The 13,553-nt window shown below is 56.6% G+C and carries 10 protein-coding genes; 7 read left to right on the top strand and 3 right to left on the bottom strand.

The window, feature by feature from the left end; genetic code table 11:
* Positions 1 to 205: 205 nt before the first annotated feature.
* Positions 206 to 496 (bottom strand): hypothetical protein, encoded by a 291-nt coding sequence (locus FHX05_RS18385; RefSeq protein ID WP_183874446.1) that lies wholly within the window; start codon positions 494 to 496, stop codon positions 206 to 208.
* Between the two features lie 142 nt (positions 497 to 638).
* On the bottom strand, positions 639 to 1,718 hold the full coding sequence (locus tag FHX05_RS18390; RefSeq protein WP_112410187.1) for a LacI family DNA-binding transcriptional regulator: 1,080 nt from the start codon (positions 1,716 to 1,718) through the stop codon (positions 639 to 641).
* Between the two features lie 184 nt (positions 1,719 to 1,902).
* On the opposite strand from FHX05_RS18390, the gene FHX05_RS18395 reads away from it, so the two are divergent.
* The 3 genes from FHX05_RS18395 (at position 1,903) to FHX05_RS18405 (ending at position 5,517) form a co-directional block, all read left to right on the top strand.
* On the top strand, positions 1,903 to 2,730 hold the full coding sequence (locus FHX05_RS18395; RefSeq protein WP_183873611.1) for an ABC transporter substrate-binding protein: 828 nt from the start codon (positions 1,903 to 1,905) through the stop codon (positions 2,728 to 2,730).
* A gap of 70 nt (positions 2,731 to 2,800) precedes the next feature.
* Positions 2,801 to 4,321, top strand: a complete 1,521-nt coding sequence (locus FHX05_RS30785) for an amino acid ABC transporter permease/ATP-binding protein (protein ID WP_183873613.1) — start codon at positions 2,801 to 2,803, stop codon at positions 4,319 to 4,321.
* A gap of 68 nt (positions 4,322 to 4,389) precedes the next feature.
* Complete coding sequence (locus FHX05_RS18405) at positions 4,390 to 5,517, top strand: FAD-binding oxidoreductase (RefSeq protein WP_183873615.1); 1,128 nt, start codon at positions 4,390 to 4,392, stop codon at positions 5,515 to 5,517.
* 182 nt (positions 5,518 to 5,699) lie between these two features.
* On the opposite strand, the gene FHX05_RS18410 is transcribed toward FHX05_RS18405, so the two are convergent.
* Complete coding sequence (locus FHX05_RS18410; RefSeq protein WP_246699001.1) at positions 5,700 to 6,560, bottom strand: TylF/MycF/NovP-related O-methyltransferase; 861 nt, start codon at positions 6,558 to 6,560, stop codon at positions 5,700 to 5,702.
* Between the two features lie 654 nt (positions 6,561 to 7,214).
* Between FHX05_RS18410 and FHX05_RS18415 the strand changes: the two genes are divergently transcribed.
* From FHX05_RS18415 to FHX05_RS18430, 4 genes are all read left to right on the top strand, one after another.
* Positions 7,215 to 8,963 (top strand): type I secretion system permease/ATPase, encoded by a 1,749-nt coding sequence (locus FHX05_RS18415; RefSeq protein ID WP_183873617.1) that lies wholly within the window; start codon positions 7,215 to 7,217, stop codon positions 8,961 to 8,963.
* Positions 8,960 to 10,270 carry an HlyD family type I secretion periplasmic adaptor subunit gene (locus tag FHX05_RS18420; RefSeq protein WP_183873619.1) on the top strand — a complete coding sequence of 437 codons (1,311 nt, stop codon included), beginning with the start codon at positions 8,960 to 8,962 and terminating at the stop codon, positions 10,268 to 10,270. The genes FHX05_RS18415 and FHX05_RS18420 overlap by 4 nt, the downstream gene beginning before the upstream one ends.
* 154 nt (positions 10,271 to 10,424) lie before the next feature.
* Entirely contained in the window at positions 10,425 to 11,717 is a 1,293-nt protein-coding gene (locus tag FHX05_RS18425) for a calcium-binding protein (RefSeq protein ID WP_112611535.1), read from the top strand.
* A 187-nt stretch (positions 11,718 to 11,904) separates the two neighbouring features.
* Positions 11,905 to 13,479: a carbohydrate-binding domain-containing protein gene (locus tag FHX05_RS18430; protein ID WP_183873621.1), complete on the top strand. Its 1,575-nt coding sequence runs from the start codon at positions 11,905 to 11,907 to the stop codon at positions 13,477 to 13,479.
* The last annotated feature ends 74 nt before the right edge of the window (positions 13,480 to 13,553 follow it).

Below are 13,553 nucleotides of genomic sequence, written 5' to 3' on the forward strand. Positions count from 1 at the left end.
TGCCTCCGACCAAATCACCAGTCGGACAATGGAATCAGAAATCAACGGACAACGGAATCCTCAATCCGATTCCGCGTTCAATGGACGCGCTCTAGACTAAGGGTCGTGGTCAATGTGGTTCCTCCCCATTGCCAGTTGTCGAGATGGCAGCTCTCTGGCCTCCTCTTCCTCCCAAATCCTGTAGGCGCGCTCGCGGCGCTTTTCGTCATTTTGTTCTTCGTTGCCGGCCGTTGAAGTTTCTCCTCGTTCCTGAAGACGGATTGGTTTCCTTCGGACAAGCTGATCGTAAGGGCATCTCGTTCGTCAGTTCATCGAAGGAAAGTGTTTTGCGCTTCGCCGCCATGAGCAGATCAAGCTCGATCGAAGAAGGGCCGAACCGAACGAACAGGTCCTCGGCCGTCGCGTCATCGAGTCCGTATTTCTTCTGGAAATCCGACAGACTATAGGGGACGCCTCTGGTCGGCCGGCGCCGTTCGAAAGACCGTTGCATTTCCATATCTGATGATCCTCCTAACTCCGATCCAAGCAACTCGATCGGCGAGCTAAAAGTTCCTTCGAGCATGGAATATAACGAAAGGAGCACGCAATGTTTGATATCGTCGCGGCGGCCGAGTTGGCCGAGTTGCGTCAGTCCAGCGCTAATGGTCGCTGCGAGACAGCGAGGCGACTGATCCGCGCGGAATCAGACTTGTCTTTATGGTAGCGCGTCCGACAGGAATGTCCTTGCCGCTCAGGCGCGAAATCAGCCGTTCGGCCGCCTCCTTGCCCATCTCGTAGACAGGCTGGTCGATGACGGTGATCGGCGGTGTCGTGACGGTCGTCCAATCGGCGTCCAGAAACGAAATCATCGAGATGTCGCGCGGTATCGATAACCCGAGGGTTTGCAGAGACTTGAAAACTCTAAGGCCGACGAGACTGTCCGAAGCGATAAGGGCGGTTGGGGGTGCTGCGTCTTGCAACAGGCGCTCGACGACACCATCCGTTTTCGGCTGGTCCGTGGCGCCGAGACGCACGTAATGCCGAGCCTCCTCTATGCCGGCGTCGGCTTGCTCCCTCAGAGCCCCTTCCACGCGTTCGCGCACCGCGGAATTGGAAATGCTGCTGATATCGTCAAGGAATTCGCTCTCAGCATCCATCGCCGATATATAGGCGATCCGCCGATGCCCCATGTCGATAAGATGGCGGGTCGCGCTCGCGGCAGCGTCAAAATCATCACCGGTGACCGCATCGACGCCTAGTTCCGGAATGGTTCTGTCAAATAGAACGAGCGGCACGCCGACGCGGCGTATATCCTGGAGATGCTCCATCCGATCGCATCGTGCCGGTGTTACGATCAATCCATCGACACGCTTGCCAATGAGCAGGTCGACCGCTGACTTCTCCGCCTCGATCTCCTCGCCGGAATTGGCGATGATGACGTTGAAACCAGCCATGCGTGCGACATCGCTGATCCCTCTGACGGCGAGACTGAAGAAAGCATTCTCTATATCGCCGACCACAACCCCGATGATGCCGGATTTGCCTGTGGTCATGCTGCGGGCGAGTTCGTTGGGTCGATATTCGAGTGCCGTCGCCGCGGCTAGCACCTGCTCGCGAACCCTGTCGCTGACAACGCCATAGCCGCCGAGTACGCGCGCCGCAGTCGCCTTTGAGACATTCGCGGCTCTTGCGACATCGGCGACAGTGACGGAGCGTTTCGAGGTGAGGGATTCTTCCATTCGATGACGATTACAAGAGTTGTTGACGGACGGTCAATCTCACGGTAACAAATAAAAATGAGACCGGTCTCTTTTAATATGAAACCGGTCTCTTGTCCAGATGACCTCTTTCCGATGTATGGGTGAGGGATGGGCGCGCATCCATGAATGCCAATAAGAGCATCCTTCAGAGCGGAGAACGAACATGAAACTATCTGCCATATTCTCGGCCTTTGCCTTGCCCTTGGGCGCCGGCCTGCTGGCCTGCCTCGTCGCAGCAAGCGCGGTCCCAGCAGTTGCGGCCGACAATCCCTATAATCTGATCGATCCGAACGTCATCAGTGTCGGCACGATGGGAGATTCCAAGCCCTACACCTTCACAACGGCCGACGGCCAATTCACCGGCTTCGATATCGAACTCTTTCTGAACGTCGTTTCGCGCATGGGCTTTCCCAAGGACAAGGTGACGTTCACCGGCCAGGAATTCTCGGCCTTGCTGCCCTCCGTTGCCAACCAGCGTTTCGACGTCGCCGTTGCCGCAATCGGAACCACCGAGGCACGCAAGAAGACGGTCGATTTCTCCGATGGTTATCTCGCCGGCTATCTCTCGGTTCTGACATCGGATGCCTCGATCAAGGATGCAGCCGGCCTCAAGGGCAAGCGCCTCGGCGTTGTGCAGGGCACGCTGCAGGAGATCTATGCGACGAAGAATTTTGCCGGCACCGATCTCGTCAAGTTTCCGGACAACAATTCCGCCGTGGCGGCGCTGAACAACGGTACCATCGACGCGCATTTCCTCGACTATGAAGCCGCCAAGCAATATGGCGAACGCTATCCCGCGCTGAAAATCGCGGTGAATATCCCATCCTTCGACGCACCGGCGGGCTTCGTCGTCCACAAGGGCAACGACGCCTTCCGTCTGGCGCTCAACAAGGCGCTGCATGAGGCAATGCAGGACGGCACCTGGAAGACGCTCTATGAGAAGTGGTTCCCCGGCTCGCCGATGCCCGATCAATATCTTCCCAAGAAATAAGGCTGCGCCGCCGTCCGGGTGCTCTGGGCGGCGGCCATTGACCTGCCTCGCGAATTTCATGGGGAATTGAATGGATTGGCTTGAAAACCTCCGTCGCAGCTTTCTTGACTGGAATGCGATGGCCGAAGTCCTGCCGAGCATGATCACGGTCGGACTGAAGAACACACTTATCCTGGCGGCAGCCTCCACTGTGCTCGGCGTTGTGATCGGCATGGTGCTGGCCGTGATGGGTATCTCGCAGTCGCGCTGGCTGCGTTTGCCGGCGCGCATCTACACCGATATATTTCGCGGCCTGCCGGCGATCGTGACGATCCTGATCATCGGCCAGGGCTTTGCCCGCATCGGCCGCGAGATCTTCGGTCCGTCGCCCTTTCCGCTGGGGATCATCGCACTCAGCCTGATCGCCGGCGCCTATATCGGCGAGATCTTCCGATCCGGCATTCAAAGCGTCGAACGTGGGCAGATGGAGGCCTGCCGTGCGCTTAGCATGAGCTACGGGCAGGGGATGCGGCTGATTATTATCCCTCAAGGCGTACGGCGCGTCCTGCCGGCCCTCGTCAACCAGTTCATCGGCAACGTCAAGGATTCGAGCCTTGTCTACTTTCTAGGATTGCTGGCTTCGGAGCGCGAGATTTTTCGCGTCGGCCAGGACCAGGCCGTCGTCACCGGCAATCTCTCACCCTTGTTGCTGGCAGGCGTCTTCTACCTCGTCATCACCGTTCCACTGACGCACCTGGTCAACTATATCGATGCACGCCTGCGTCTTGGGCGGCAGGGCCGCAGTTCCGGTGCGACAAGCGGTCTTGTCGAGGTCGGCGAACTCGAGGCGGCTTCGAATGTTCAGGCTTCCGGCGCCTTGCGCTTCAAGGGCGGGGCCGTTCAAATCCGCGATCTCAGCATGTCCTACGGTGACCTCGAAGTGCTGAAGGGCATTGATCTCGATATAGAAAAAGGCACCGTAACCTGCATTATCGGCCCGTCGGGTTCGGGCAAGTCGACGCTGCTCAGATGCATCAACCGCTTGGTGGAGCCAAAGCGCGGCGATATCCAGCTCGATGGCGAAAGCATTCTGTCGATGAAGCCGGAAAGCCTGCGCCGCCGCGTCGGCATGGTTTTTCAGCACTTCAATCTCTTTCCGGATCACACGGCGCTTGAAAACGTCATGCTGTCGCTGACGAAGATCAAGAAGATGCCAAGAAACGAGGCTCGCCGGATCGCCGAAAGCCGCCTCGCCGAGGTCGGGCTCGCCGGACGCAAGGACCATCGGCCCGCCGGCCTCTCCGGGGGCCAGCAGCAGCGCGTCGCCATCGCCCGGGCTCTCGCCATGGATCCGGAAGTCATCCTTTTCGACGAAGTTACGAGCGCACTTGACCCCGAACTGGTGAAGGGCGTTCTCGATTTGATGGCCAATCTCGGACGCCAGGGGATGACCATGGCGGTCGTCACCCACGAAATGGGATTTGCCCGCAGGGTGGCCGACCAGGTCGTCTTCATGGATGAAGGCCACGTCGTCGAAGCCGGCACGCCGCAACAGATTTTCGACAGTCCGCAAAGCGAACGCCTGAAGCGCTTCCTCGCTGAGGTTCTCTGACAAACAGGGTCGGCGAGACTTCCGACGGCCTTTCGATTGCAACATTCAAACTGACAAGGTTTCCCAACATGCATGCTTCCACTCGCCCTTCGAAAGTCGTTGTCGTCGGCGGCGGTATCTTCGGAGTTTCCACGGCCGTTCATCTGGCTCGGCTTGGCGTTCAAACAACGCTGATCAATGACGGTCCTTTGGCAAATGGCGCATCCGGCCGCTCACTCGCCTGGCTCAATTCCGCAAGGCGTCGGTCCGACGCCTATCATCGGCTGCGCCTGGCTGGGATCGACCGTTATCGTACACTTTCCGCCAAATATCCGGATGCGGCTTGGCTGCGCTTCGATGGTGGTCTCACCTGGGATGCTGATGATGCCGGCAACGACATTGCCGCCGTTTTCGAGTATGAGCGTGACCTTGCCTATCACGCGCTGTTGCTGACGCCCGATCAGATCGCCAAGGCGACGCCTGGCGTCGATGCCGGCTCGGTGACCAGACAGGGAGCGATCTTCAATCCGGGGGAGGGTTGGGTCGACCTGCCATCGCTGATCGGTGTTCTTGCCGAGGAGTTCCGGTCACTGGGCGGCGAAGTCGTCACCGATGCCGGCCGGGCAACGGTGAATGTGCGGAATGGCCGCGCTACGGGCGTTACGACAGCGAACGGTGCCGATTGGGCCGCGGATGCCGTGCTGCTGGCGGCTGGTGGTGAAGTGCCGGCGATCGTTGCGGAGGCAGGCCAGCATATCGGTGATGACACCCCAATTGCGCTTCTCGTTCGCACAAAGCCGATCAAGCACCCGCTGAAGGCGGTCCTCAACACGCCGCGCGTCGCCATCCGCCCCACACCCGACGGCGCCTTTGCGCTGGATTCGGCCTGGTCGGAGGAAGAGGTGATCAAAAATGTCGACGGTAGCTACGAAATCAAGCCCTCAACGCTCGAAGGCTTGCTGCTTGAAGCCTCCAAGGTGCTGGAAGGGAATCCGAAGCTCGAGATCGGTGACTACGGCGTCGGCCTCAAACCTATTCCGGGCGATGGCGAGCCGGTATTCGGCGAATTGCAGGCGATCCCGGGGTACTTCGTCGCTTTCAGCCATAGCGGTGCTACTCTCGGCTTGATCGCGGGCGAGTTGCTTGCCGATGAGATCGCCACCGGCAAACGGCATCCGCTTCTGGCTTCCTTCCGGCCGGAACGCTTTGCGAGGTAATGCAATCGGAAAGTGCCGGATCTTCCGATCCTCGCCATTGCAGGAATAGGGCGAGGATCATACCCTCAGAAACATGTCGGATATAGGCGGACGCCTACGCACGGAATAGATGGAACAATCGTAAAAGTCAGTGATTTGCCGTGCGAAGAGCATGTCATGTTGATCGCGAAAGACGCCGGCATTCAATGCTTGCGGAAAAAGGCATGCGTGAATGCCCCTGAATAGATGTAGGACATCTGTTCGGGCTTGTCGCACAGGAAATCGTCACAGGCCTTTTTTACGCCGGGAAGATAGTTCCATCCGTCCGGATTGATCTCGGTGTCGCAATAGTCATCGACAAGACAAATCCCACCTTTCGAAAGCCGCGGATAAACATTTTCCAGGCTGATCATGATCGAGTCGTAGAGATCTCCATCCAGATAGGCGAAGCTTATCTTTTTTGGTAGCCCATCGGCCAACGTATCCTTGAACCAGCCTTTGTGAATTATCGGGAGGCGTAATCCATGCAATTTGAAATTGTGAACCAGAACCTCTTCCGAGGTCGCGAGATCGCCCTCCCTGTAGGAAGCGCCATCCACATCGCTCGCCGGTGGAAGGCCTTCGAAACTATCGAAAACATGAAGCTGCTTTGAAGATCCGAAATCGCTGATCACCTTTGCGATCAGCACGGAGGACTGGCCCTGATTGCAGCCAACCTCCACCAGGTCTCCCTCCACGTCATAGGCGAGTGTCTGGGAGACCAGATGGAACATGTTCATTCTCTGCTCGACATTGGTGGAAACACCTGAATGCACAGCAGAAAATTTCATGCCTGTTATCCGGTATAAGGCCGCATCGACAAAAGAAGCGGTTCGCGATTCGACGCCGAAGCGCCTTGTTATGAGATTAAGCGCTCGATCGGCATGAGACGATCTCCGTAAACCCCAATCGAAATTTCTTGTGATAAAGAAATTGTCCACGTTAATCCTCCCAATTTTCTCCCATGATGACAATATCATTATGACATTATACTTTCTATGTTCAGTTGGCAGCGAGAATTGCAAATGTGAACTCTGCTCCCACAGGCGTTGCGAGCCCGTAGGATCTCTAAAGTGTATAGTGGCTGTTAAGCCGGAGGGATCCGCAACCTCGCTCTGTTCAAGGAAACCATAGTGGGGAGAAATGGATGATCGCCATCACGAGAAGAGTGAATCTGCGACACCTGCCGGAAGTAAGTTCGCATCGGCAAAGCTGGGCGGCTAGTCCAGAGGCTGTTCTATCACTATGGCTTGCGATCATAAGCTGACATTCCGTTCTCGGCCTCCGGCATTCCATCGAGATCAAGCCGATGTATGCTATCGAAAAATTTGAGATGAAGAACTTTCTCAAAGTCGGGTTCGACAGTTCGATCCCCATCAAGAGCTTAGATCATCTTCCGAACGCGTTTGCCTGCAGCGGAACACCACCATGTCAGCCACTGTTTGATAGACTTGTGCACCAGAGTCGCGGCCAGTTTTCATCTCAAAAGTGTCGCTTCCAGTAGACGTGGCGAGTCGCGCGCCGAGTTGTGTTGCACTTCAGATCGACTTTTAAGTTGTATATGCAAATAAGAATTGGATATTTTGCTGTATTTGTGAATAGATATACATGTAGTTTCGTAATAATAATCAATTTCGATATTTATCCTCGGGCGGCGATAAATGAAGGACTGAAGCTACATGGCTCTTCCGTCGAAAAAATTGCCTCGAACATTTCTGATGGCGGTGCTGACGTCCCTTCGAAAGGCGTTCTTCAGCATCGCGATTACGAGTGCCGTAATCAGCGTACTGGCCCTGACAGGTTCCTTTTTTATGCTTCAGGTCTACGACCGGGTCATTCCCGGCCACAGCCTTTCGACACTGGTCGGTATTGCGATCATCGCTGCAACCCTTTTTGTGTTTCACGGCGCTCTTGAGCTGCTGCGTTCGATGCTCCTGGCGCACGTTGGCGTGGCGCTGGACGAGCGGATGAACGGTAAGGTCTTTGCCTCGCTGGTGCTTCAACCACAAGTAATGCCGGCGGCAGGCGATGGAATGCAGTCGGTTCGCGATCTGGACAGAGTTCGATCTTTTCTCTCCAGCACCGGTCCGATCGCCCTGTTCGACCTGCCATGGATACCGCTTTATCTCGGATTGTGCTTTCTTTTCCACTTCTGGATCGGGCTGACCGCGACCTGCGGTGCCATCGTCCTCATCGTTCTGACCGTTCTTGCCGAGATTTTGTCGCAACGTCCGGCAGCCGAGGCGGCCAAACAGTCGGCAGCGCGCCTTGCTTTTGCTGAAGGTGCACGACGAAACTGGGAAGCGGTTGTCGCAATGGGTTTCGTCGGTCGGATGGCGGAGCGATGGGCCGATCTGAACGGCGCCTATCTCGAAAATCAACTTGCCGCCGCCAACGTAACCGGAATCCTGACGACCACCTCCCGCATCCTTCGCATGATGCTTCAGTCTGCTGTGCTTGCGGTCGGCGCAATCCTCGTCATCCGGCAGGAAGCGACGGGTGGCATCATGATCGCAAGCTCGATCCTGGTTAGCCGGGCGCTCGCACCGGTGGAGCTTGCTATCGGCCAATGGAAGGCATTCGTTGCCGCCCGGCAAAGCTGGTTGCGCCTTGTCAAACTGCTTGAAATCCTGCCTGCTGGAGAGCGGAGCATCAGCTTGCCGGCACCCAGATCAAAATTGACGGTGGACGGTCTGAGCCTCGCCTCCCCGGGAAGCCGTGAACTCATCCTTCGTAACATCTCGTTTGACATATCGGCCGGGACCATATTGGGGGTCATTGGTCCCAGCGCCTCGGGAAAGTCGTCCCTTGCCCGCGCGGTCACCGGCCTCTGGCCGACGACGATCGGCGCGGTACGCCTTGATCACGCCGCTCTCGCGCAATGGGATCCCTCGGAACTTGGGCGCCACATCGGCTATCTTCCACAGGATGTCAGCCTCTTCGATGGTTCGATTGCTGAGAACATCGCCCGTTTTGAAAAGCAGCCTTCATCGAAATTGGTTGTCGCTGCTGCAAAGTCTGCCGGCGTCTATGACATGATCGTAGAACTGCCGCAGGGCTTCGATACGATGATCGGGGAGGGGGGCTCCCGGCTTTCCGCTGGGCAGCGGCAGCGTATTGCGCTTGCGCGAGCGCTCTATGGCGATCCGTTTTTGGTGGTGCTGGATGAACCCAATTCCAATCTCGATGCAGAAGGCGATGCGGCTCTGACCCAAGCTCTCCTCGGCGTTGGTGCGCGGGGCGGCATCGCAATGGTCATCGCCCACCGGCCGAGCGCTTTGGTGGCGGCCGACATGTTGATGGTCATAGCCGCGGGACGGCTGCAGGCGTTTGGACCTAAGGACATGGTCCTCGGAAAGCCGGTGAAGCAACCAATCAAACAGAGTGCGGTCCGGCTGATGGTCGCCGGCGAGGACGCCGGATCATGAGCACAGCGCAGCCGTCACCCAGCGAGCGTTCGATACGCCGGCTTTCCGTTGCGGCGTTTGGGACGATCGTCCTGCTCGTCGGCGTGATAGGTGGCCTTGCTGCGACCACCGAGATCTCGGGTGCGGTCATTGCCCCCGGAACGCTTGCGGTCGACAGCTATGTAAAATCAGTTCAGCATCTCAAAGGGGGAGTTGTCGGCGACATTCAAGTCAAAAACGGTGATCGTGTCGATGCTGGGCAGCTTTTGATCCATCTCGACGATACGCAAACGAACGCCAATCTCGCGATCATACGAAAACGATTGGATGAACTGTCCGCGAGAACGGCGCGGCTGGTAGCGGAACGCGACGGCGCGCCAGCGATCGCCTTTTCGGCGGAACTGCTTTCGCGGGCCGACGAAGACGAAGTCTCGCGCACGATCGCCGGCGAGACGCGTCTGTTCGAAGATCGATTGGCATCCAGGCAAAGCCGCAAATCACAGCTGAGCGAGCGTATCCAGCAACTGAGCCAGGAGGTGGAGGGTCTGGTTGCGCAAGAGAATGGCAAGCGCAGGGAGATCGATCTGATCGCCAAGGAGCTTTCCAGCCTTCAAGGGCTGTTCGATAAGGGCATCATCCCTGCGGCGAAGGTCTATGCGCTACAGCGCGAAAGTGCCAGCTTGACCGGAGAACTCGGTAATCTCGTTTCAAGCATCGCACAGGCGAAAGGCAAGATGACCGAGACGGAGCTGCAAATCACGCAAGTTGACGACGATCACAGCGCCGAGGTTTCGGAGCAACTGCGTCAAACGCAGAGCGACACCGGGCAATTCATGGAGCGACTGGTCGCCGCAAAGGATGATCTGAAGCGGATCGACATAAGAGCACCACAGGCCGGTATCATCGATCATCTGAGCGTGCATGCGGCGGGTGCCGTGATATCGCCCGGAGAAACCATTATGCAGATTGTGCCGGATCGGGATGCGCTTGTCGCCGAGCTTAAACTGTCGCCGCAGGATATCGACCAGGTGACCGTCGGGCAGCCGGTCATGCTCAGGTTTTCAGCGTTCAATCAGCGGGATACGCCTCAACTGAACGCGCAAATCACCAAGATCTCGGCCGAGCCGACTACTGACCAGCATTCCAGTGCAAGTTATTACGTCCTTCGCGCCAGCATATCGAAGGAAGAGTGGGCGCGGCTCGGAAAGCTGACGCCCGTCTCCGGGATGCCGGTCGAGGCCTTCTTGCAGACCGGCGAAAGAACAGTATTGACCTATCTAACGAAGCCGATGGCAGATCAGATGGCGCGAGCCTTTCGCGAAGAATAGCGCTGCGCGCTCCTATTTCGCTTCGCTTAGTTCGCTGCAGCTAAAAAACCTAGTCTGCAGGATCAATAGGATAGGGGGCGAGCTTGATTTGACCCTTGATTTCAGGGGGGTTCGGTCGCAAGGTGAAATTTCATTTAAGCTTGGAGGGGCCGAGATGGTTAAAGTAATTCCCATAACAACGGCGAATTTAACCGATCATCAAATCGGCTCGGACGATATATTGATAGCGCCGGATTCGACGAACATCCTTTACGGGGATGCCGGAGGCAGCCTGTTGGATCACTCCACGGGCGGCAACGATAATCTGACCATACATGGCTCGGGCAGCTTTTATGGCGATGCCGTCAGAAATATCGCTGATCACGCGATCGGTGGCGACGATTTTCTGTTCGTCCAGATAACCGGATCAAGCAGTACTACGACCAATTTGTATGGGGACGCGGGAGGAAGCCTCTCTGACGGTGCTAAAGGCGGCAACGACGTTTTCAGCGTAGCTCCAAGCCCAACCAACATCACAGTCGCCATGTATGGTGACGCCGGAAAGGATATGTCAGGGCACGCGGCGGGAGGCAACGATACGTTTCAGCTTTCTGCGTTTCAGAACACTTTCACAATCTATGGCGACGCTGGCGGCAACATGAAGGATCATGCTGTCGGCGGCAACGACACAGTCACGGACGGTAGCTCCGAGGGCTTCGTTACATTCTACGGCGATGCGGGCAAGAACATGTCCGGCCATGCGCATGGCGGCAATGATGTTCTTAGTACAGGCCTCGAAGACAGCGTAACGTTTTACGGCGATGCTGGTGGTGATCTCCGCGATCATGCCATCGGCGGCAACGATACAATGAACGTTGCTTCCGTCGGGGCCGTTCTGGCCTATGGCGATGCGAATAGCATGTCGGATAATGCCCGTGGTGGCGATGACAGTCTTATTGTTAAGGCGCAACAAACCGCGAATGATATACTCATAGGCGATGCGCAAACGATGTCGGGCCATGCGCATGGAGGCGACGACGTACTGAACGTCTCTGCGGTTCGTCACACGGACGGGCCTATTACTCTGATTGGCGACGCGGTGAAGATGTCCGGTAATTCCCATGGCGGCAACGACACCCTGATCAGCGGCAACGGCAACGAGGACATGTGGGGTGATGCACAGGTAATGGTCGGCCACGCCGAAGGTGGAAATGATACGTTTATATTCAAGCCCAGTAACGGCAGTGACAAAATCGAGGATTTTGGTCAAGGCGCTTGCGGCCCAGGATCGAATTGGGGAGTCGACCATATCGACGTCTCGGCACTGGGAATCAAAGACTTCAGTCAGCTTAATATTATCTCAGCGTTCGATCCAGTTACGCACGACACCACGATTGCATTCGGTACGGGTGGTGTGGTCGTGCACAGTCAGCATGCGCTGCTGGCGCATGATTTTCTGTTTGCATAAGCAGCGGAGTTAAGGCCCTTTGGGGATGAGCCGAGAGGCAGCAGCGTCAATTTGACGAGGGTGCCATCGGACAGGGGGATATAGTACCCCCCTGTATTGTCGCGTATTTGCATTTTGTTGGCATTGCATGTTGGCGGTCCACGCAATGGCGAAAACCGGAGCGGACCAATTTGTCGTGGAGGTAGAGATGTCTACGATCGATCTTACCCAATACCAACTGACGTTTGACGACGAGTTCAACACACGCAGCATTTCTCAGACTGGTAACGGCACGACTTGGGCCGATATCCGTCCGCAATGGCGCTATGACGCCAATTCCGATATCGGCTTTGGTCATTCTTCATTCGTTGACCCTTCGTCGGGTTACGATCCTTTCGAGGTGAACAACGGTGTGTTGACGATTACGGCCGTGCCCGACCGCACCGCATCCGGCTTCCCCGGCAGCTGGGAGTCCGGCCTGATCACGACGCAAGGGCATTTTTCGCAAACATATGGCTACTTCGAGATGCGGGCTGATTTCTCGAACCTTCCGGGAGCATGGGCCGCATTCTGGCTTCTACCGGACCATATGATAGCCGATCCCAATAATGCCGGGCACTGGCAGGAACTTGATGTCGTCGAAAACTATGGAAGTTTCGAGAAGGGCATATATAGCGGTATTCACACGACCGATGCCGCGCCGAATCTTAACTGGCAACAAAATTTGCAGGTCTATAGCGAGCTCGCTCAGCCATCCGGTTTTCATACATATGGATTGGATTGGAACGCCGATACCCTAGGCTTCTACGTCGATGGTCAGCTTATGGGAACGAAGGCCACACCCAGTGATATGCATGGGCCAATGTATCTCTTGGCCGATCTGGCCACGCAGGACGATCCCAATAACAATGCGGATGTTACCAAAGCGCCGATTTCAGAGCAGATCGATTATATCCGCGTGTATTCTCACCTTCCCGCTACCACTCCGCCGCCTCCGGTAACCGTTCCTCCGCCAGCGAGCGACGGGACCACGATCGGTACCGGAGCCGACAAACTCGTTTTGTTGATCAGCGAGGATGCCTATCTTGGCGACGCCCAGTACAGGGTTACCGTCGACGGAATACAAATCGGTGATATACAAACGGCGCACTCTCCTCACGGCTCTGGCCAGTCAGATCACTTGGTGGTGCAGGGTGATTGGGACCAAGGTGTCCATGACGTGAGCGTGACGTTCCTGAACGACGCGTGGGGCGGGACACCCACCACCGACCGAAATCTGTATTTGGATGGTGCTACCTACAACGGCGCAGATGTCTCCGGCGCGCAGCATGCTTTGATGGGTGTCAGTGCATTCCACTTCAATATAGTTTCTGACCCTCCCGCTACCGCTCCGACACCTCCGGTAACCGTTCCTCCGCCAGCGAGCGGCGGGACCACGATCGGTACCGGAGCCGACAAACTCGTTTTGTTGATCAGCGAGGATGCCTATCTTGGCGACGCCCAGTACAGGGTTACCGTCGACGGAAAGCAAATCGGTGATATACAGACGGCGCACTTTCTTCACGGCTCTGGCCAGTCAGATCACTTGGTGGTGCAGGGTGATTGGGACAAAGGTGTCCATGACGCGAGCGTGACGTTCCTGAACGACGCGTGGGGCGGGACACCCACCACCGACCGAAATCTGTATTTGGATGGTGCTACCTACAACGGCGCGGATGTCTCCGGCGCGCAACATGCTTTGATGGGTGTCAGCGCGTTCCACTTTAACTTCTTCGATGTCTGAGGCCGGTGGTGATCACTGTTGGTGCATTCAGATCATTGGCGCCATGCACCGTTTTTGAACGGGCTCTGTTGCAA

Source organism: Rhizobium sp. BK491, assembly GCF_014194925.1.
In the GTDB taxonomy this organism is placed as follows: Bacteria; Pseudomonadota; Alphaproteobacteria; order Rhizobiales; family Rhizobiaceae; genus Rhizobium.

Coding starts and splice junctions, on each gene's coding strand:
- FHX05_RS18385 (WP_183874446.1), bottom strand. CDS start 496: ATGGAAATGCAACGGTCTTTCGAACGGCGCCGGCCGACCAGAGGCGTC.
- FHX05_RS18405 (WP_183873615.1), top strand. CDS start 4,390: ATGCATGCTTCCACTCGCCCTTCGAAAGTCGTTGTCGTCGGCGGCGGT.
- FHX05_RS30785 (WP_183873613.1), top strand. CDS start 2,801: ATGGATTGGCTTGAAAACCTCCGTCGCAGCTTTCTTGACTGGAATGCG.
- FHX05_RS18420 (WP_183873619.1), top strand. CDS start 8,960: ATGAGCACAGCGCAGCCGTCACCCAGCGAGCGTTCGATACGCCGGCTT.
- FHX05_RS18415 (WP_183873617.1), top strand. CDS start 7,215: ATGGCTCTTCCGTCGAAAAAATTGCCTCGAACATTTCTGATGGCGGTG.
- FHX05_RS18390 (WP_112410187.1), bottom strand. CDS start 1,718: ATGGAAGAATCCCTCACCTCGAAACGCTCCGTCACTGTCGCCGATGTC.
- FHX05_RS18430 (WP_183873621.1), top strand. CDS start 11,905: ATGTCTACGATCGATCTTACCCAATACCAACTGACGTTTGACGACGAG.
- FHX05_RS18395 (WP_183873611.1), top strand. CDS start 1,903: ATGAAACTATCTGCCATATTCTCGGCCTTTGCCTTGCCCTTGGGCGCC.
- FHX05_RS18425 (WP_112611535.1), top strand. CDS start 10,425: ATGGTTAAAGTAATTCCCATAACAACGGCGAATTTAACCGATCATCAA.